Annotated in this window: 15 protein-coding genes, 4 tRNA genes, 1 rRNA gene and 1 pseudogene; 5 read left to right on the top strand and 16 right to left on the bottom strand. The window is 52.0% G+C overall.

Annotated elements, in window-relative coordinates:
* Positions 1–283 precede the first annotated feature (283 nt).
* The 3 genes from WM46_RS21210 to WM46_RS21200 all read left to right on the top strand — a co-directional run bounded on the left by WM46_RS21210 (position 284) and on the right by WM46_RS21200 (position 2,631).
* Positions 284–1,822, top strand: a complete 1,539-nt coding sequence (locus tag WM46_RS21210; RefSeq protein ID WP_187394409.1) for a sensor domain-containing diguanylate cyclase — start codon at positions 284–286, stop codon at positions 1,820–1,822.
* 181 nt (positions 1,823–2,003) lie between these two features.
* Positions 2,004–2,312 (top strand): PTS sugar transporter subunit IIB, encoded by a 309-nt coding sequence (locus WM46_RS21205; protein WP_061075635.1) that lies wholly within the window; start codon positions 2,004–2,006, stop codon positions 2,310–2,312.
* A gap of 1 nt (position 2,313) precedes the next feature.
* A complete protein-coding gene (locus WM46_RS21200; RefSeq protein WP_061075636.1) occupies positions 2,314–2,631 on the top strand; it encodes a PTS lactose/cellobiose transporter subunit IIA in 318 nt (105 codons plus the stop codon).
* A gap of 112 nt (positions 2,632–2,743) precedes the next feature.
* Here the strand turns inward: WM46_RS21200 and rpoC are convergent, their stop codons facing one another.
* From rpoC to WM46_RS21130, 13 genes are all read right to left on the bottom strand, one after another.
* Positions 2,744–6,967: a DNA-directed RNA polymerase subunit beta' gene (gene rpoC, locus WM46_RS21195; protein ID WP_042998971.1), complete on the bottom strand. Its 4,224-nt coding sequence runs from the start codon at positions 6,965–6,967 to the stop codon at positions 2,744–2,746.
* A gap of 76 nt (positions 6,968–7,043) precedes the next feature.
* Positions 7,044–11,072: a DNA-directed RNA polymerase subunit beta gene (rpoB, locus tag WM46_RS21190; RefSeq protein ID WP_042998970.1), complete on the bottom strand. Its 4,029-nt coding sequence runs from the start codon at positions 11,070–11,072 to the stop codon at positions 7,044–7,046.
* A gap of 319 nt (positions 11,073–11,391) precedes the next feature.
* Positions 11,392–11,757 (bottom strand): 50S ribosomal protein L7/L12, encoded by a 366-nt coding sequence (gene rplL / locus WM46_RS21185; protein ID WP_012133812.1) that lies wholly within the window; start codon positions 11,755–11,757, stop codon positions 11,392–11,394.
* Between the two features lie 66 nt (positions 11,758–11,823).
* On the bottom strand, positions 11,824–12,321 hold the full coding sequence (gene rplJ, locus WM46_RS21180; protein ID WP_004097644.1) for a 50S ribosomal protein L10: 498 nt from the start codon (positions 12,319–12,321) through the stop codon (positions 11,824–11,826).
* A gap of 337 nt (positions 12,322–12,658) precedes the next feature.
* A complete protein-coding gene (rplA, locus tag WM46_RS21170) occupies positions 12,659–13,363 on the bottom strand; it encodes a 50S ribosomal protein L1 (RefSeq protein WP_042326238.1) in 705 nt (234 codons plus the stop codon).
* Positions 13,364–13,366: 3 nt separating this feature from the next.
* The gene (rplK, locus tag WM46_RS21165; RefSeq protein WP_012133815.1) at positions 13,367–13,795 is read right to left on the bottom strand and encodes a 50S ribosomal protein L11; all 429 of its coding nucleotides are present in this window, start codon (positions 13,793–13,795) and stop codon (positions 13,367–13,369) included.
* Between the two features lie 157 nt (positions 13,796–13,952).
* On the bottom strand, positions 13,953–14,498 hold the full coding sequence (nusG, locus tag WM46_RS21160) for a transcription termination/antitermination protein NusG (protein ID WP_003862341.1): 546 nt from the start codon (positions 14,496–14,498) through the stop codon (positions 13,953–13,955).
* A gap of 1 nt (position 14,499) precedes the next feature.
* A complete protein-coding gene (gene secE, locus WM46_RS21155; protein ID WP_012907759.1) occupies positions 14,500–14,883 on the bottom strand; it encodes a preprotein translocase subunit SecE in 384 nt (127 codons plus the stop codon).
* Between the two features lie 239 nt (positions 14,884–15,122).
* On the bottom strand, positions 15,123–16,307 hold the full coding sequence (gene tuf, locus WM46_RS21150; RefSeq protein WP_042998968.1) for an elongation factor Tu: 1,185 nt from the start codon (positions 16,305–16,307) through the stop codon (positions 15,123–15,125).
* A 117-nt stretch (positions 16,308–16,424) separates the two neighbouring features.
* Positions 16,425–16,500: transfer RNA gene (locus WM46_RS21145), tRNA-Thr, on the bottom strand.
* Positions 16,501–16,505: 5 nt separating this feature from the next.
* Positions 16,506–16,580 (bottom strand) — tRNA-Gly (locus WM46_RS21140).
* 114 nt (positions 16,581–16,694) lie between these two features.
* Positions 16,695–16,779, bottom strand: a tRNA-Tyr gene (locus WM46_RS21135).
* An 8-nt stretch (positions 16,780–16,787) separates the two neighbouring features.
* Positions 16,788–16,863: transfer RNA gene (locus tag WM46_RS21130), tRNA-Thr, on the bottom strand.
* Positions 16,864–16,882: 19 nt separating this feature from the next.
* Here WM46_RS21130 and WM46_RS26680 point away from each other — a divergent pair.
* Both WM46_RS26680 and coaA read left to right on the top strand, forming a co-directional pair.
* Positions 16,883–16,963: pseudogene (locus WM46_RS26680) on the top strand (hypothetical protein); the annotation flags it as partial.
* A gap of 301 nt (positions 16,964–17,264) precedes the next feature.
* Positions 17,265–18,215 (top strand): type I pantothenate kinase, encoded by a 951-nt coding sequence (gene coaA / locus WM46_RS21125; protein ID WP_061069505.1) that lies wholly within the window; start codon positions 17,265–17,267, stop codon positions 18,213–18,215.
* Positions 18,216–18,245: 30 nt separating this feature from the next.
* Here the strand turns inward: coaA and birA are convergent, their stop codons facing one another.
* From birA to rrf, 3 genes are all read right to left on the bottom strand, one after another.
* Complete coding sequence (gene birA, locus WM46_RS21120) at positions 18,246–19,208, bottom strand: bifunctional biotin--[acetyl-CoA-carboxylase] ligase/biotin operon repressor BirA (RefSeq protein ID WP_102603241.1); 963 nt, start codon at positions 19,206–19,208, stop codon at positions 18,246–18,248.
* Positions 19,205–20,233, bottom strand: coding sequence for a UDP-N-acetylmuramate dehydrogenase (gene murB, locus WM46_RS21115; RefSeq protein ID WP_102603240.1), 1,029 nt, complete (start codon positions 20,231–20,233; stop codon positions 19,205–19,207). Before murB ends, birA begins: the two co-directional genes overlap by 4 nt.
* Before the next feature lie 155 nt (positions 20,234–20,388).
* Positions 20,389–20,504: ribosomal RNA gene (rrf, locus tag WM46_RS21110) — 5S ribosomal RNA — on the bottom strand.
* Between the last annotated feature and the right edge of the window lie 127 nt (positions 20,505–20,631).

Genomic DNA, 20,631 nt, shown 5'->3' with positions numbered 1-20,631 from the left:
GTCGTTAGCCTCTCACTTTTTTAACGTATCACCGTCAGCCGTTGCGCTGTCCAGGGCGAAAAGCTTCTTCCTCGTTTCGCCCTGCCTTCACCGAAATCAGCGAGATAAAACGCCAATTTCAGCCAAAAATGGCCACTGGGGTGTACACTTCTTAAGATAAATCATCTCGACTTATATCAGCGAGATTATAATTGCCTACATTCTTTCCTGATATGCAGAGCCACGTTGCTGGCTTCACTTCGCACTTCTCTTCAGGATTTACACTTTCTGGATAAGTACAGTAATGGCCGGTCATAACAGAAAACTTTCATTCACGACTCCAATATTGGTGAGCTTTACGGGGATCATACTCAGCTTTGTATTGATCGCCATATTCATTACCTTTACGCAGAAGAATGATTTTCTTGAAGATTATCATGGCATTAATCGGAACTTCACCCATAACCTGGCGGTGAACTACACCGAGTCTTTGCTGCGCGAAAATGATTATATTCTTGGCCGGGCGGCGACCTACTTTTCTCGCGATGACCAGTTGAACAACACGGTAAACCTTGACCCGGAACAGGGTCTGAAAACCATCATGCAATTGCAGACGCTGATGCCGTCAGTCTCCTCGATCTCATTGGTGGATACAGAAGGCCATTACCTGCGCGCGCCCCAGGTGCAAAACACCGATCGCAGCAAAACGTTCGACGTGAAATCGCGCCCCTGGTTTATGGATCAGGCTGAAGCCAGTACGTTTAGCAACTATACCGCACCCTATATTGACTATTTTACGCACCACCCAACGGTGACGATCTACAAACCGGTCATCTCTCCCGAAGGGAAAATGAAAGGTACGATTGCGTTTCATCTTGATCTGACGTCAATGGGTTACGCACTGCGTCAGATGGTGGCTCCCGTCCAGGGTGAGTTCTTTGTGGTCGACCGTGATGGAAAAGTGGTATTGCATCCGGATACGGGCGCGCTGTTTAAACAGTATGTCAGTAAAAAAACCATGAACCGGATGACCAGCGGTGAAGGACATCTGTACGACCCGGATACGCAGGACTGGTACTACTACTATTCATTCACCAACCCGGACTGGTTTGTGATTTATCGGGTTTCAGATACAACACTCGTCGACCTGACACGCCATGAAACCAACATTGTGGCCTGGGGATTTGCCCTTGCGGCGATCATCATTGCGCTGTTTGGTCTCTATCTACGCCACGCCTCACGCACGGTGCTGATGAATATCATCAACGCGATCAAGACCGGCGACGTGAAACGCGCACCGCGCCTTGAAGCAATGCTGAGCAAAGCTATCGAATCCAATAAGGAGCGCGAACTGGCTTACGTCCGACAGGCGACCATTGATGCCCTGACCGGTTGTAAAAACCGCCGCGCTTTTGACAGCGATATCGCCGCACTGATGAACGATCACCAACCGTTCGCCCTGGCACTGGTGGATATTGATAACTTTAAATCCATCAATGATACCTGGGGACATTTGAATGGCGACATCGTCCTGCGCAACGTCGCGCGCGAAGGGATTCAGATCATGCAACCCGCCGCCGTGTCCGTCTATCGCTATGGCGGTGAGGAGTTTGCCGTGCTGTTCTCGGGTGAACAATTGAACAATGCGCATACCCTACTGGAACGCTGGCGCATTGAGGTCGCGCAGCGCTCATGGCGTGAAGAGGGTCTGCACGTCACCTTTAGCGCCGGACTCGGGGAATGGAATCTGGAAGCGCAGGAACAGTTGATCATGCGTGTTGATGAAGCGCTATACAAAGCCAAACAGGAAGGGAAAAACCGGATTATTGTCGCGAATCGCTAATCCCCTCTTCTCTGCAACGCCCGTTACGACGGGCTTTTTTTCATTTTGAGAAAAACCGTAACCGGTTTCATTATTTGTGCGATTTCTTTGTGATGCTTTACACACATTCGCGGTAAGGCGGTTGTTCTCATCACTTGCTCAGACTAAAGATGAAGTATCAATGGAACCGTGGGAGCGAACTATGAAGAATATCGTTTTATGCTGTGCCGCCGGTATGTCCACCAGCATGCTGGTACAACGAATGAAAGATGCCGCTCAGAAGAAAGGGATCGACGTGACGATCAAGGCTGTGCCTGTCGCAGAGTTTAAAGAGAATATTGCCACGGCGGACATCGTCCTGTTGGGCCCGCAGGTCAAGTATGAACAGGCGAAACTGCAGGCGCTGGCCGATCCGCTCGGTAAGAAAGTCGCCGTGATCGACATGATGGATTACGGCATGATGAAAGGCGATGCCGTTCTGGACAAAGCCCTGAAGCTGATGGAGCCATAACATGGAAGAGTTAGAAACCATCATTATGGAACTGTTGGTTAACGCCGGAGCCGCACGAAGCCAGGCATTGACCGCCCTGCAACTGGCCCGCAAAGGCGACTTTGCCGGTGCCGAACAGGCGATGGAAGAGTCACGCGATTACGTCAAGCTGGCGCATAAAATCCAGACGCAGCTGATCGGGATCGATGAAGGGACCGGTAAGCTGCCAGTGAATCTGATCACCGTCCACTCGCAGGACCATCTGATGAACGCGATGGTGATTCAGGATCTGGCAGGTGACATGATTGAACTGTATCGCAGGTTGCCGCCGGTCAATTGAGCAAACGTCTTATCCGGCCTACGGGTCGTATACTCCAGGCCTGATAAGCGCAGCGCCATCAGGTATAAAAAAACCCGCCGAAGCGGGTTTTTTACTGTCAGGCAGTCAACGATTACTCGTTGTCAGAACCACCCAGACCTGCGTTCAGCAGTTCTGCCAGGCTGGCAGAGGCGTCTTCTGCAGTCACCTGCGGTGCAGCCGGGAGTTCACCCGCAGCACGGCGACGCATACGATCCTGGTGGTACGCATAACCGGTACCCGCTGGGATCAGACGACCTACGATAACGTTCTCTTTCAGGCCACGCAGTTCGTCGCGTTTACCCGCAACGGCTGCTTCGGTCAGGACACGCGTGGTCTCCTGGAACGATGCGGCAGAGATGAACGATTCGGTTGCCAGAGACGCTTTGGTGATACCCAGCAGATCGCGGGAGAACGTTGCGCCCACTTTGCCGTTCGCTTCCAGTTCGCGGTTAGCGATCTTGACGCGGGAGTATTCAACCTGTTCGCCTTCCAGGAAGTCGGAGCTACCTGCGCTTTCGATGGTGGCTTTACGCAGCATCTGACGAACGATAACTTCGATGTGCTTATCGTTAATCTTAACGCCCTGCAGACGGTATACGTCCTGAACTTCGTTAACGATGTAACGAGTTACAGCATGAACACCACGCAAACGCAGAATGTCGTGCGGCGCTTCCGGACCGTCGGAAACCACGTCACCACGTTCTACACGTTCACCTTCGAACACGTTGAGCTGACGCCATTTCGGAATCATCTCTTCGTACGGATCGCTACCGTCTACCGGGGTGATAACCAGACGACGTTTCCCTTTGGTTTCTTTACCGAAGGAAATAATACCGCTGATTTCAGCCAGGATTGCCGGCTCTTTCGGACGACGTGCTTCGAACAGGTCCGCAACGCGCGGCAGACCACCGGTGATATCCTTGGTACCGCCGGATTCCTGCGGAACACGCGCCAGGGTGTCACCGGAGCTGATCTGTACGCCATCTTCCAGCTGAACGATCGCTTTACCCGGCAGGAAGTACTGCGCAGGCATATCGGTACCCGGGATCAGTACGTCGTTACCCTGAGCATCAACGATTTTCAGTGCAGGACGCAGATCTTTACCACCGGTAGTACGTTCTGCGGAATCCAGAACCACCAGAGAAGACAGACCGGTTAACTCGTCGGTCTGACGCGTAATGGTCTGGCCGTCTATCATGTCAGTGAAGCGGACAAAACCACTCACTTCCGTGATAACCGGCATGGTGTGCGGATCCCAGTTTGCTACGGTTTCACCGCCGGCAACCTGCTCACCATCACCTTTCGCCATCACAGAGCCGTAAGGCACTTTATAGCTTTCTTTGGTACGACCGAATTCGTCGATCAATTTCAGCTCAGTGTTACGGGAGGTGATCACCAGTTTACCGCTGGAGTTCACAACCGACTTCGCATTGCTCAGACGGATGCTACCTTTGTTTTTCACCTGGATGCTGGATTCAGCAGCCGCACGAGATGCCGCACCACCGATGTGGAACGTACGCATCGTCAGCTGTGTACCCGGCTCACCGATGGACTGTGCCGCGATAACGCCGATAGCTTCACCTTTGTTGATGATGTGGCCACGCGCCAGGTCACGACCGTAGCAGTGCGCACATACACCAAAGTCGGTGTCACAGGATACAACCGAGCGAACTTTCACAGAGTCAACGGAGTTTGCTTCCAGCAGATCACACCACTGTTCGTGCAGCAGCGTGTTGCGCGGAACCAGAATATCCGCCGTACCCGGCTTCAGAATGTCTTCTGCCGTTACACGACCCAGAACGCGATCGCGCAGTGGCTCTTTAACATCACCACCCTCGATAACCGGGGTCATGGTGATACCTTCCAGCGTGCCACAATCGTCTTCGGTCACAACCAGATCCTGTGCAACGTCAACCAGACGACGCGTCAGATAACCGGAGTTCGCTGTTTTCAGTGCGGTATCCGCCAGACCTTTACGCGCACCGTGCGTGGAGATGAAGTACTGGAGTACGTTCAGACCTTCACGGAAGTTCGCGGTGATTGGCGTTTCGATGATGGAGCCATCCGGCTTCGCCATCAGACCACGCATACCAGCCAGCTGACGAATCTGTGCAGCAGAACCACGCGCACCGGAGTCGGCCATCATGTAGATGCTGTTGAAGGAAACCTGCTGCTCTTCCTGACCGTCACGGTTAATCACGGTTTCGGTTTGCAGGTTGTCCATCATCGCTTTGGATACACGATCGTTCGCCGCAGCCCAGATATCGATCACTTTGTTGTAACGTTCGCCGGCGGTGACCAGACCAGACTGGAACTGTTCCTGGATCTCAGCAACTTCCGCTTCCGCTTCAGAGATGATCTCGTGTTTTTTCTCCGGGATGACCATGTCATCGATACCCACAGATGCACCTGAACGCGCTGCATAAGCAAAGCCGGTGTACATCGTCTGGTCCGCAAAAATAACGGTCGGTTTCAGGCCCAGAATACGGTAGCAAGTGTTCAGCATTTTGGAGATGGCTTTCTTACCCAGCGCCTGGTTGACGATGGAGAAAGGCAGACCTTTCGGTACGATCATCCACAGGATTGCACGACCTACCGTCGTATCAATCAGGCTGGTTTTCGCAACGAATTCGCCGTTAGCATCTTTTTCGTATTCGGTGATACGCACTTTAACGCGCGCATGCAGAGAGGCCAGGCCAGCGCGATAAATACGCTCAGCTTCTTTCGGGCCAGTCAGCACCATGCCTTCGCCTTTGGCGTTAACACAGTCACGGGTCATGTAGTACAGACCCAGTACAACGTCCTGAGACGGAACGATGATAGGTTCGCCGTTCGCCGGGGACAGGATGTTGTTGGTAGACATCATCAGCGCACGCGCTTCGAGCTGGGCTTCCAGCGTCAGCGGTACGTGAACAGCCATCTGGTCACCATCGAAGTCGGCGTTGTATGCCGCACAAACCAGCGGGTGCAGCTGAATAGCTTTACCTTCGATCAGTACCGGTTCAAAGGCCTGGATACCCAGACGGTGCAGTGTTGGCGCACGGTTCAGCAGTACCGGGTGTTCGCGGATCACTTCGTCCAGGATATCCCAAACGACAGCTTCTTCACGCTCAACCATTTTCTTAGCGGCTTTGATGGTGGTGGCCAGGCCACGCAGTTCCAGCTTGCCGTAGATGAACGGTTTGAACAGCTCCAGTGCCATTTTCTTCGGCAGACCGCACTGATGCAGACGCAGGTATGGACCTACGGTGATTACAGAACGACCGGAGTAGTCAACACGCTTACCGAGCAGGTTCTGACGGAAACGACCCTGTTTACCTTTGATCATATCGGCCAAAGATTTCAGAGGACGTTTGTTAGAACCGGTGATCGCACGACCGCGACGGCCGTTATCCAGCAGGGCGTCAACCGCTTCCTGCAGCATACGTTTTTCGTTGCGTACGATGATATCCGGCGCAGCCAGATCCAGCAGACGTTTCAGACGGTTGTTACGGTTGATCACGCGACGATACAGATCGTTCAGATCCGACGTGGCGAAACGACCACCATCCAGCGGAACCAGCGGACGCAGATCTGGCGGCAGAACCGGCAGAACGGTCAGGATCATCCACTCTGGCTTGTTGCCAGACTGCACGAACGCTTCCAGCAGCTTGATACGCTTGGTCAGCTTCTTACGTTTGGTTTCGGAGTTGGTTTCGTTCAGCTCTTCACGCAGAGTTTCACACTCTTGCTCCAGATCCATGCTCTTCAGCAGGGCCTGGATCGCTTCCGCACCCATCTTCGCGTCAAATTCGTCACCGAACTCTTCCAGCGCATCCAGATACTGTTCTTCAGTCAGGATCTGCTGGCGTTCCAGATTGGTCATACCGCCTTCGATAACCACATAGGATTCGAAGTACAGTACGCGTTCGATATCGCGCAGCGGCATATCGAGCAGCAGGCCGATACGGGACGGCAGAGATTTCAGGAACCAGATGTGAGCAGTCGGAGACGCCAGCTCGATGTGGCCCATACGCTCACGGCGTACTTTAGTCTGGGTCACTTCAACGCCGCACTTCTCACAGATCACACCGCGGTGTTTCAGGCGCTTGTACTTACCGCACAGGCACTCGTAGTCTTTTACCGGCCCAAAGATACGGGCGCAGAAAAGGCCGTCACGCTCAGGCTTGAACGTACGGTAGTTAATGGTTTCCGGCTTCTTAACTTCACCGAAAGACCATGAACGGATCATGTCTGGCGAAGCCAGAGCAATTTTGATCGCATCAAACTCTTCGGTTTTAGTTTGCGCTTTCAGAAACTTTAATAAGTCTTTCACGGATTTGCTCCCGTCGGAGTTAGCACATTCCGCTGCCGGGTGTTATCCCGGCAGCAGTGACCTGTTTGAGCGAGAATTACTCGTCTTCCAGTTCGATGTTGATACCCAGCGAACGAATCTCTTTCAACAGTACGTTGAAGGATTCCGGCATGCCCGGTTCCATCTGATGGTTGCCATCTACGATGTTCTTATACATCTTAGTACGGCCGTTCACGTCATCAGACTTAACGGTGAGCATTTCCTGCAGGGTGTATGCCGCGCCGTATGCTTCCAGCGCCCACACTTCCATCTCCCCGAAGCGCTGACCACCGAACTGCGCCTTACCACCCAGCGGCTGCTGAGTAACCAGGCTGTAGGAACCGGTGGAACGAGCGTGCATCTTATCGTCGACCAGGTGGTTCAGTTTCAGCATGTACATGTAACCTACGGTTACCGGACGCTCGAACTGCTCACCCGTACGGCCGTCGAACAGCGTGATCTGACCGGAAGTCGGCAGGTCACCCAGTTTCAGCAGCTCTTTAATTTCCGCTTCTTTCGCACCGTCGAACACCGGCGTTGCGATTGGCATACCTTTGCGCAGGTTTTCAGCCAGACGCAGAACTTCTTCATCGCTGAAGGTATTCAGGTCAACTTTCTGACGAACATCAGCGCCCAGATCGTACGCACGCTGGATGAACTCGCGCAGTTTCGCGACTTCCTGCTGCTGTTTCAGCATGGCGTTGATCTTATCGCCGATACCTTTCGCAGCCATACCCAGGTGGGTTTCCAGAATCTGACCGATGTTCATACGAGACGGTACGCCCAGCGGGTTCAGTACGATATCTACCGGCGTACCGTTAGCATCGTGCGGCATATCTTCGATCGGGTTGATCTTAGAAATTACACCCTTGTTACCGTGACGACCTGCCATCTTGTCACCAGGCTGGATACGGCGTTTAACGGCCAGGTATACCTTAACAATCTTCAGCACGCCCGGTGCCAGATCGTCGCCTTGGGTGATTTTGCGGCGTTTCGCTTCGAGTTTTTTCTCGAACTCGTGTTTCAGTTCGTCGTACTGCTCAGCCAGCTGTTCCAGCTGATTTTGTTTCTCTTCGTCGGTCAGGCCGAGTTCCAGCCAGCGATCGCGAGGCAGTTTGTCGAGCTTCTCAGCTTCAACACCACCGGCAACCAGCACAGCGTAGATACGGCTGAACAGGCCAGCTTCGAGGATCTGCAGTTCTTCAGACAGGTCTTTCTTCGCCTGCTTCAGCTGCATCTCTTCGATTTCCAGCGCACGTTTGTCTTTTTCTACGCCATCGCGAGTAAAGACCTGAACGTCGATAACCGTACCGGAAACACCGTTTGGTACGCGCAGAGAAGAGTCTTTAACGTCAGACGCTTTCTCACCGAAGATCGCACGCAGCAGTTTTTCTTCTGGCGTCAGCTGGGTTTCACCTTTCGGCGTGACCTTACCCACCAGAATGTCGCCGCCGGTCACTTCCGCACCGATGTAAACGATACCGGATTCATCCAGTTTGGAGAGCGCAGCTTCACCCACGTTCGGGATATCAGCGGTGATCTCTTCCGGCCCCAGCTTGGTGTCACGGGACACGCACGCCAGTTCCTGAATGTGGATGGTGGTGAAACGGTCTTCCTGGACAACACGCTCGGATACGAGGATGGAGTCTTCGAAGTTGTAACCGTTCCACGGCATGAACGCGACGCGCATGTTCTGACCGAGCGCCAGTTCACCGAGGTCGGTAGACGGACCATCTGCCAGTACGTCGCCACGTTCAACCGGCTCACCCAGAGACACACACGGCATCTGGTTGATACAGGTGTTCTGGTTAGAACGGGTGTATTTGGTCAGGTTGTAGATGTCGATACCCGCTTCGCCCGGGTACATCTCGTCTTCGTTAACTTTGATAACGATACGGGAAGCATCCACGTACTGAACGGTACCGCCACGTTTAGCCACCGCAGTGACACCGGAGTCAACGGCAACAGCACGTTCCATACCGGTACCTACCAGCGGCTTATCAGCACGCAGAGTCGGAACCGCCTGACGTTGCATGTTCGCACCCATCAATGCACGGTTGGCGTCATCGTGTTCCAGGAACGGGATCAGGGACGCACCGACGGAAACCACCTGCTGGGTGGAAACGTCCATGTAGTCAACCTGGTCGCGGCTGAACAAGCTGGATTCGCCTTTACTACGGCAGGTCACCAGATCTTCTACGAAGTGGCCATCGTCATCCAGGTTGGAGTTCGCCTGAGCGATAACGAAGTTACCTTCTTCAATAGCAGACAGGTAATGAATCTCATCCGTCACAACGCCATCAACAACGCGACGATACGGCGTCTCGAGGAAGCCATATTCGTTAGTCTGTGCGTACACGGACAGGGAGTTGATCAGACCGATGTTCGGACCTTCAGGCGTTTCGATTGGACATACGCGACCATAGTGGGTCGGGTGTACGTCTCGAACTTCAAAGCCTGCGCGCTCACGCGTCAGACCGCCTGGGCCGAGTGCAGAGATACGACGTTTATGCGTAATCTCAGACAGCGGGTTGTTCTGGTCCATAAACTGAGACAGCTGGCTGGAACCGAAGAACTCTTTCACTGCCGCAGAAATCGGTTTGGCGTTGATCATGTCCTGAGGCATCAGAGTATCCAGATCGCCCAGAGACAGACGCTCTTTCACCGCACGCTCAACACGTACCAGGCCAACGCGGAACTGGTTTTCCGCCATTTCGCCTACGGAACGGATACGACGGTTGCCGAGGTGGTCGATATCATCGACTTCGCCTTTACCGTTACGGATATCGATGAGCTTCTTCATCACTTCGATGATGTCGTCTTTGCTCAGGATACCGGAACCTTCGATTTCGTCGCGCAGCAGAGAACGGTTGAACTTCATACGACCGACCGCAGACAGGTCATAACGGTCTTCAGAGAAGAACAGGTTCTCAAACAGGCTTTCAGCTGCTTCACGTGTCGGCGGTTCACCCGGGCGCATCATGCGGTAGATTTCTACCAGCGCGCTCAGACGATCGTTAGTTGGGTCGACACGTACGGTTTCAGAAATGTACGGGCCGTGGTCCAGATCGTTGGTGAACAGGGTTTCGATACGTTTGTGGCCAGACTGGCTCAGCTTAGCCAGCAGATCCAGGCTCAGCTCCATATTCGCCGGGCAGATCAGCTCGCCAGTGGATTCGTCAACGTAATCTTTCGCAGCCACTTTGCCCGCAATGTACTCAACCGGAACTTCGATATGTTTGATATCGTCTTTTTCCAGTTGGCGGATGTGACGCGCAGTGATGCGGCGGCCTTTTTCAACGTAGATTTTACCGTTCGCTTCGATATCGAAGGAGGCGGTTTCACCACGCAGACGTTCAGGCACCAGCTCCATCTGCAGTTTGTTGTCGCGAATCTCGAAAATAACTTTTTCGAAGAACAGATCCAGGATCTGCTCAGTGGTGTAGTTCAGCGCACGCAGAATAATGGTCGCAGGCAGTTTACGGCGACGGTCGATACGTACGAACAGGTTGTCCTTCGGATCGAATTCGAAGTCCAGCCAGGAACCACGGTAAGGAATGATGCGCGCGTTATACAGCACTTTACCCGAAGAGTGGGTTTTGCCTTTGTCGGAGTCAAAGAAGACGCCTGGGCTACGGTGCAGCTGAGAAACGATAACACGCTCAGTACCATTGATAACAAAGGTACCGTTGTCGGTCATGAGCGGAATTTCGCCCATGTAGACTTCTTGTTCTTTAATGTCTTTAACGGTGCCTTCCGGCGCTTCGCGCTCGTAGATCACCAGACGCAGTTTTACGCGCAGCGGTGCGGAATAGGTCACGCCACGGATCTGACATTCCTGAACGTCAAACACCGGTTCGCCAAGGCGGTAGCTGACGTATTGCAGCTCGGAATTACCGCTGTAGCTCTGAATCGGGAATACAGAACGGAAGGCGGCTTCCAGACCATACTGCCCCTCAGGATCTTGCTCGATAAACTTCTGAAACGAGTCAAGCTGGATAGAAAGGAGATAAGGCACATCCAGAACTTGTGGACGTTTACCAAAATCCTTACGAATACGTTTTTTCTCGGTATAGGAGTAAACCATAGGGTTCCTCAGCTCGCTGACAAGTCGACCCATCTGTCCATTGAGCGGACAGTTTGTGCAACACTATTTTGTTGACCGGAAAATCGAATACTTTCCGCAATGCCTGTTGCTATCACGCTTAAACCATTTCATTGCGATTTACACAGAACGGACGCCCTGTCGCAGTATATTAAGTCGTCGATAGAAACAAGCATTGAAAGGCACAGCAGTAGTCAAACAGTGTGAAACGCTACTGGCGCCTTACAGCGCAAAAAGGCTGGTGACTAAAAAGTCACCAGCCATCAGCCTGATTACTCAAGCTGCAACCAGAAAAGTTGGCTTATTTAACTTCAACTTCAGCGCCAGCTTCTTCCAGAGATTTTTTCAGTGCTTCTGCGTCATCTTTGCTCACGCCTTCTTTCAGCGCAGCCGGAGCAGATTCTACCAGGTCTTTAGCTTCTTTCAGACCCAGGCCAGTTGCGCCACGTACTGCTTTGATTACAGCAACTTTGTTAGCGCCAGCAGCTTTCAGAATTACGTCGAATTCAGTTTTTTCTTCAGCAGCTTCAACCGGGCCAGCAGCTACAGCGACAGCAGCAGCAGCGGAAACACCGAATTTTTCTTCCATTGCAGAGATCAGTTCTACAACGTCCATTACGGACATAGCGGATACTGCTTCAATGATTTGATCTTTAGTGATAGACATTTAAATTGTTCCTGAATATCAGAATAAGTTTATACGTAAGCGGATGCTTTAAAAGGATAACTGCGATTAAGCAGCTTCTTTCGCATCGCGTACAGCAGCCAGAGTACGAACCAGTTTGCCGGCCGAAGCTTCTTTCATGGTTGCCATCAGGCGTGCAATTGCTTCTTCGTAGGTCGGCAGAGTTGCCAGGCGGTCGATCTGAGACGCCGGGATCAGCTCACCTTCAAAGGCAGCGGCTTTGACCTCAAATTTTGCATTCGCTTTCGCGAACTCTTTGAACAGACGAGCAGCAGCGCCCGGGTGTTCCATAGAGTATGCAATCAGGGTCGGACCAACAAACGTGTCTTTCAGGCACTCGAACGGAGTACCTTCAACGACGCGGCGCAGCAGGGTGTTACGAACAACACGCATGTAAACGCCAGCTTCACGACCTGCTTTACGCAGTTCAGTCATTTTATCTACAGTTACGCCACGGGAATCCGCAACTACTGCAGACAGCGCGCCTTTGGCTACTTCGCTGACTTCAGCAACAATCGCTTGTTTGTCTTGAAGATTTAAAGCCATTAGCTTTGCTCCTGGATGTTTGCCGGAACTCATGTTCCGGAACTCACTTCACTCTTTCCAACGAAAAGAGCGTCTTAAATACGGTGAGCAGAAACAAGCCAGAGTATCCAAAAATAATCTTAGCGTTCTGTCACCGTCTACGCAGGGGATTAAGTCTCTTACGAAACACCTGCGGTCTTCGACGGAGGCCTGGATAGGCCAGGCTCCAACGAACAAATCTGTTCTATGTCTTCGTCTTTCGAACCGCAATTCAAATGACTTGTATAGTGTCTGTCTCTTTCAACAGAAACGTGGGGGTAGAATTGTAGACAAATCCACCGCCCACGTAAAGCTAATCTTAGTTCGCGGAAGCGCTCAGACCAGCCTGATCAACGGCAACGCCAGCACCCATGGTGGTGGAGATGCTGATTTTCTTGATGTACACGCCTTTCGCCTGAGTCGGTTTTGCTTTCTTCAGCGCAACCAGCAGAGCTTCCAGGTTTTCTTTCAGTTTGTCAGCGTCAAAATCCACTTTACCGATGGTAGTGTGGATGATGCCGTTTTTGTCGTTACGGTAACGAACCTGGCCCGCTTTAGCATTCTTAACTGCTTCAGCAACGTTCGGCGTTACGGTACCGACTTTCGGGTTAGGCATCAGGCCACGCGGACCCAGAACCTGGCCCAGCTGGCCAACAACGCGCATTGCATCCGGGGAAGCAATAACAACGTCAAAGTTCATTTCGCCTTTCTTGATCTGGTCAGCCAGATCTTCCATACCTACCAGTTCAGCGCCAGCAGCTTTAGCAGCTTCAGCGTTTGCACCCTGGGTAAATACGGCTACGCGAACGGAACGGCCAGTACCGTGCGGCAGTACAGTTGCACCACGTACGTTCTGGTCAGATTTACGCGCATCGATACCGAGGTTAACGGCAACGTCTACACTTTCAACGAACTTAGCGGTAGCCAGTTCTTTCAGCAGAGAGATAGCTTCGTTGATATCGTACTGTTTGGTCGCATCAACTTTCTCACGGATCACACGCATGCGCTTGGTCAGTTTAGCCATTTCTTAGTCCTCCACTACCAGGCCCATGGAACGTGCAGTACCTTCAATGGAGCGAGTCATCGCTTCAATGTCGGCACCAGTCATGTCGGCAGCTTTGGTCTGCGCGATTTCCTGCAGCTGAGCGCGGGAAATTTTACCTACTTTGTCTTTGTTCGGCTTACCGGAACCAGACTTAATACCAGCCGCTTTCTTCAGCAGAACGGCTGCCGGAGGCGTTTTGGTAATGAAGGTGAAAGAACGGTCAGCGTAAACGGTGATAACAACCGGAATCGGCAGACCTTTTTCGATGGAATCAGTCTTAGCGTTGAACGCTTTGCAGAATTCCATGATGTTAACACCCTGTTGACCCAGAGCAGGACCAACCGGCGGACTCGGGTTTGCCATACCAGCTGCAACCTGCAGCTTGACGTAGGCTTGGACTTTCTTAGCCATTCTCAATTTCCTCTGTTGGGTGATAGCGCCTCAGAGAGGCTCCCCGTGATATAAAAATTCGTTCTACGGGCCAGGCCCATAAAAACAAAAGGCGCGAAATTGTATTCCAATCTCACGCCTTGTGCAACGATTAAATCGCCGCTTTTTTGATCGCTACTTAGGCTTTTTCAACCTGAGCAAAGTCCAGTTCTACCGGGGTCGCACGACCGAAGATAGAGACGGACACTTTCAGGCGGGACTTCTCATAGTCCACTTCTTCAACGACGCCATTAAAGTCCGCAAACGGACCATCGTTGACACGTACCATCTCACCCGGTTCAAACAGCGTTTTCGGACGCGGCTTATCACCAACCTGCTGCAGGCGGTTCATAATCGCATCAACTTCTTTGTCGCTGATCGGTGCCGGACGGTCAGATGTACCGCCGATAAAGCCCATCACACGCGGCACGCTACGCACCAGGTGCCAGCTCGCGTCATTCATGACCATCTGGACCAGCACATAACCCGGGAAGAATTTACGCTCGCTCTTACGGCGCTGACCACCACGGATTTCGACCACTTCTTCGGTCGGCACCATGACTTCGCCAAACAACTCTTCCATATTGTGTAATTTGATATGCTCGCGCAGCGACGTGGCTACGCGGCCTTCAAAACCGGAAAACGCCTGAACGACGTACCAGCGCTTTTTAGGAGCTTCAGACATCTCAGAACCTCAGGCCAGTGATAAAGGAAACCAGGCGAACCAGAATACCATCCAGTCCCCACAGGATCAGTGACATTACTGCGGTAACCGCAGCCACAATCAGCGTGGTGTGCAATGTTTCCTGGCGAGTCGGCCAAATGACCTTACGTACTTCAGTACGCGCTTCGCGGGCAAAAGCAACAGTAGCTTTACCTTTTGTCGTCAACAGCGCGACACCACCCGCTGCAGCAATCAGAATTACTACGGCCAGCGCACGCAGCGGCAGCATCATGTCACGATAAAGATAGTTGCCAACAATTGCCACGAGCAGCAATGCCACAACCACGATCCACTTTATCGCTTCCAGGCCACGCCCGCTCCCTTGAGCTTCGGTATTCGCACTCATAAACCAACCTGTCAGAAGTATTCTACAAATAATTTCACCCCGCGAATGCGAGGCTAACCAGTTAACCTTGTGCCGAAATGTATTTGGGCATTCCGGGCTCAACGCCCTCTTCAGAGCCTGTCTCAGCAATGATTATGACAAATAAAATCACTGATGAGCCAGGTTCTGGTTCGAAAGCGTGCAAAAAGGGCATCAAATGATGCCCTTTTAATGCGCATTGCGTCAAATGTTATCAGCGATTAGCTGAGAACTTTAGCAACAACGCCTGCGCCTACCGTACGGCCGCCTTCACGGATTGCGAAACGCAGACCGTCGTCCATCGCGATCGGGTGGATCAGGGTAACAACCATTTTGATGTTGTCGCCCGGCATTACCATCTCAACGCCTTCCGGCAGTTCGATGGTGCCAGTCACGTCAGTGGTACGGAAGTAGAACTGCGGACGGTAGCCTTTGAAGAACGGAGTATGACGGCCGCCTTCGTCTTTGGACAGGATGTACACTTCAGATTCGAACATCGTGTGCGGCTTGATGGTGCCCGGCTTAGCCAGTACCTGACCACGTTCGATTTCTTCACGTTTGATACCACGCAGCAGAACACCAACGTTCTCACCCGCACGGCCTTCGTCCAGCAGTTTGCGGAACATTTCAACGCCAGTACAGGTAGACTTAGCAGTCTCTTTGATACCAACGATTTCAACTTCTTCGCCAACTTTGATGATACCGCGTTCTACACGACCGGTAACAACGGTACCACGACCGGAGATGGAGAATACGTCTTCGATCGGCAGCAGGAACGGCTTGTCAATCGCACGCTCTGGTTCCGGGATGTAAGAATCCAGGAAGCCAGCCAGTTCGATGATTTTCGCTTCCCACTCTGCATCGCCTTCCAGCGCTTTCAGAGCAGAACCACGAACGATCGGCGTGTCGTCGCCCGGGAAATCGTACTGAGACAGAAGTTCACGAACTTCCATTTCTACCAGTTCCAGCAGCTCTTCGTCATCAACCATGTCGCATTTGTTCAGGAACACGATGATGTACGGAACGCCTACCTGACGACCCAGCAGGATGTGCTCACGAGTCTGCGGCATCGGGCCGTCAGTCGCAGCAACAACCAGGATCGCGCCGTCCATCTGCGCAGCACCGGTGATCATGTTTTTAACATAGTCGGCGTGGCCAGGGCAGTCTACGTGTGCGTAGTGGCGAGTCGGGGTGTCATATTCAACGTGAGAGGTGTTGATGGTGATACCACGAGCTTTTTCTTCCGGCGCGTTATCGATCTGATCGAATGCGCGAGCAGCACCGCCGTAGGTTTTAGCCAGTACGGTAGTGATGGCAGCGGTCAGCGTTGTTTTACCATGGTCAACGTGGCCGATAGTACCGACGTTAACGTGCGGTTTTGTACGTTCAAACTTTTCTTTAGACATCGATTGTCCCTCTAAGACACGGATAAATCGGTGATATCACCACATCAACCAGGCGATATGCCTGAACTGTTGAATCATTGAGTCGTTACAGAGAAAACACGGGGAGGAGAAGTGAAGTGGTGCTGATACCCAGAGTCGAACTGGGGACCTCACCCTTACCAAGGGTGCGCTCTACCAACTGAGCCATATCAGCACGTCTGGAGCGGGCAGCGGGAATCGAACCCGCATCATCAGCTTGGAAGGCTGAGGTAATAGCCATTATACGATGCCCGCATCCTGAAACTCGGCTACCCAGTTCTTTCTGTAACAAAAAAAGAGACAAGTCTCTTTTCTCATTCGAGCCGATTATTTTCTTAACCAGCTCAGACAGCAATTGCTGCCAGAAAGTGGTGGTGGGGGAAGGATTCGAACCTTCGAAGTCTGTGACGGCAGATTTACAGTCTGCTCCCTTTGGCCGCTCGGGAACCCCACCGGACTTGATGGTGCCGACTACCGGAATCGAACTGGTGACCTACTGATTACAAGTCAGTTGCTCTACCTACTGAGCTAAGTCGGCATCAAGTAGCGCGCATTCTATGGAGACCTGCGAGCTCATGCAACTAAAAAATTGCATAAAATGTTCTATCGCTCACATTTTGCGCTATACGGCCAATAAATGACGTATTTTCAGTCAGCTTAGCATAAAATTTCGACATTATCTGGCAGTCCATTTCCTCTCATCTGCGTCAGGTAGTGCTTCAACGCGCCAAACCATCGCCTGTACATCTGGAATATCCGTCACATTGCTTTTCAGGGAATGATGTTCAGAAGAGATTTTTTCTTATTATTCCCCCCCATCTGGTGTTACCCTCCTGCCCATTGTCCAAATTAACTGAAATGTGACGTGCCATTGCATGCCGGGGATGACGCGCTTTTTATCACTGCCCTGATGGTGTAATGACAGCCAGAAACATGCTTATGAGTATAAAAGAGCAAACGTTAATGACGCCTTACCTACAGTTTGACCGCAACCAGTGGGCTGCGCTTCGTGATTCCGTGCCGATGACCCTCACTGAAGAAGAGATCGCGCGGTTAAAAGGGATTAATGAAGATTTATCGCTGGAAGAAGTTGCAGAGATCTATTTACCCCTGTCGCGTTTGCTTAACTTCTATATCAGCTCGAACCTGCGTCGTCAGGCTGTTCTTGAACAGTTTCTGGGCACGAACGGCGAGCGTATTCCTTATATCATCAGTATTGCTGGCAGCGTGGCGGTAGGGAAAAGTACCACCGCGCGTGTATTACAGGCGTTACTGAGTCGTTGGCCAGAACACCGTCGTGTTGAACTGATCACCACTGATGGTTTTCTTCATCCAAACCAGGTATTAAAAGACCGTGGATTAATGAAGAAAAAAGGCTTTCCGGAATCGTATGACATGCACCGTCTGGTCAAGTTTGTCTCCGATCTCAAATCCGGCGTGCCAAACGTAACTGCTCCGGTTTATTCACATCTGATTTATGATGTGATCCCTGATGGGGATAAAACCGTGGCCCAACCCGATATATTAATTCTCGAAGGACTCAATGTTCTGCAGAGCGGGATGGACTATCCACACGACCCTCATCATGTATTTGTTTCGGACTTCGTCGACTTCTCTATTTATGTTGATGCGCCGGAAGAGTTACTCCAGACATGGTATATCAATCGTTTTCTTAAATTCCGCGAGGGGGCGTTTACCGACCCTGACTCTTATTTCCATAACTACGCGAAACTGACGAAAGAGGAGGCGATCAACACGGCCACCTCATTATGGAAAGAAATTAACTGGCTGAATTTAAAACAGAATATTCTACCCACGCGTGAGCGTGCGAGTCTGATTATGACCAAAAGCGCGAATCATGCCGTCGAGCAGGTTCGCCTGCGAAAATAATTAAAAAAGGGAGCGAAAGCTCCCTTTTTATTATTCTGCGCTTCTCAGGGAGATTTCTCCCCCAACCCACGGTTTTATAATGCCATCCTGTTCCAGAAGTAATGCGCCCTGCGCATCAATACCTCGTGAAATACCGTATATTTCTTTTTCGCCGATAATCAGTTTGACCTGGCGATTGATAAAGTTATCCAGTTTTTCCCAACGGGAAAGATAAGGAGCCAGCCCTTCCTGCTCAAATAACTCCAGCGCGGTACGTAATTCACGAACGAGCCTTGCTGCCAGCGTGTTGCGATCGAGCGTAATCCCTGCTTCCTGCAACGTAATCCATCCCTGATTCACCACGCCTTCTTCCACACGGCGCATCGCCATGTTAATGCCGGCACCAATGACAATCTGCGCAGCATCGCCCGTCTTACCCGTTAACTCGACCAGGATCCCCGCCAGTTTGCGATCCAGCAGGTAGAGATCGTTAGGCCACTTCACCCGTACCTTATCCGCCCCCAGATCGCGCAGCACCTCAGCCATCACGATACCGATCACCAGGCTTAAGCCGATCGCGGCGGCCGGCCCCTGCTCCAGGCGCCAGAACATCGAAAGATAAAGGTTTGCGCCAAAGGGGGAAAACCACTTACGTCCACGACGTCCACGACCTGCCTGTTGATATTCCGCCACACAGGCATCGCCAGACTGCAATAGATCGATGCGGTCCAGCAGGTACTGATTGGTAGAATCGATAACCGGAAGCACAGCCACCGTACCGCGATCCAACTGGCTGTAGATACGGTCGGAATCCAGCAACTGAATCGGCTCCGGTAAACTGTATCCTTTGCCTGGCACGGTAAAAACATCGACTCCCCAGTCACGTAGGGTCTGGATATGTTTATTGATGGCCGCCCGACTCATCCCCAACTTCTCACCTAGCTGCTCACCGGAATGAAACTCGCCATCGGCCAGTAAGGAGATAAGCGTCAGAGGAACGGTATTATCCTTCATGCAATGATCTCCACAGCATTGACTTCGCCAGTCTGCCCGATGAAGCGCACTTCAGGCTCCAGCCAGACGTTAAATTTTTCACCCACTTTCATACGAACAAGGTGCGCAAGCTGGACCACATCGTTGCTTGTCGCATTATCCGCATTGATCAGCACCAGGGCTTGTTGACGATGCACTGCAGCCCCACCGATCCCGGTGCCTTTTAGCTGACACTGGTCAATGAGCCAACCTGCCGCCAGCTTTACTGAACCGTCAAGTTGAGGATAATGGGGCGCATTCGGGAATTGGGACAGTAATGTTTGTGCCACATCGGCCGCCACCACGGGGTTCTTAAAAAAGCTGCCCGCATTGCCGTTCACTTTTGGATCGGGTAGTTTCGTCATGCGCATATGGCAAACCGAATCAAACACCTGCTGTGGCGTTACCGTGGCCGGATCCAGACGCGTCAGGTCACCATAGGTCAACACTGGCTGCCATTGCTTAGCCAGACGTAACCCCACCGCAACGATCGCGAAGCGATCCTGGTATTCATGTTTGAAGATACTGTCACGATAGCCAAAGCGACATTCAGCCGCACTCACGCGCCGAGATTGTCCTGTCGCCAGCTCAACACAGTCAACATAATCACAAACTCGCTGGAGCTCCACGCCGTAAGCACCAATATTCTGGATCGGTGAAGACCCAACGCAGCCGGGGATCAGCGCCAGGTTTTCCAGACCCGGCATGCCAAGCTGTAGCGTATGCTGAACCAGATGATGCCAGTTTTCACCCGCACCGACATGCAGCAGCCATGCATCTGGTTGCTCTGTCACTTCAATGCCTTTGATACGATTGACGATCACCGTCCCGCGGAAGGCGTCAAGAAACAGGACGTTACTCCCTTCACCCAGTATCAGTACCGGCTGATGCAACGCATTGGCAGATTGCCATGCGCTAAGTAGTTGTTGTTCATTTTCGGCGCAAATAATCTCATTGGCATTTTGATCGATGCCAAAGGTATTCCAGGATTTAAGGGAGTGATTCATAGACGCTTTCCTGATGCAAAATCGCGGTTAGTTTACCGCATATGCCGCAGTATGGCTTGTATTATGGCGGGATGGCGTTATTCGATAAAATGCTCCAGCAAATGACGGACGCAAAAAAGCCCATCCGTCAGGATGGGCTTCTTCACTTATTTGATGCCTGGCAGTTCCCTACTCTCACATGGGGAGACCCCACACTACCATCGGCGCTACGGCGTTTCACTTCTGAGTTCGGCATGGGGTCAGGTGGGACCACCGCGCTACAGCCGCCAGGCAAATTCTTTATACTCTGTCCTGTGTCTTTTGTGCTGATACTGCGTTGGCTGCTCTGGCGGGCGTCAGTCACATACTCATGTATGCTCCTTCCGTCGCTGCGTTTGCCGCCTTGTCTCAGCACAAAA

Origin of the sequence: Citrobacter freundii complex sp. CFNIH2 (assembly GCF_002880615.1) — a bacterium.
Lineage (GTDB): Bacteria > Pseudomonadota > Gammaproteobacteria > Enterobacterales > Enterobacteriaceae > Citrobacter_A > Citrobacter_A amalonaticus_F.
The sequence above is the reverse complement of the archived record's forward strand: the minus strand, read 5'-3'. Positions and strand labels throughout refer to the sequence as shown.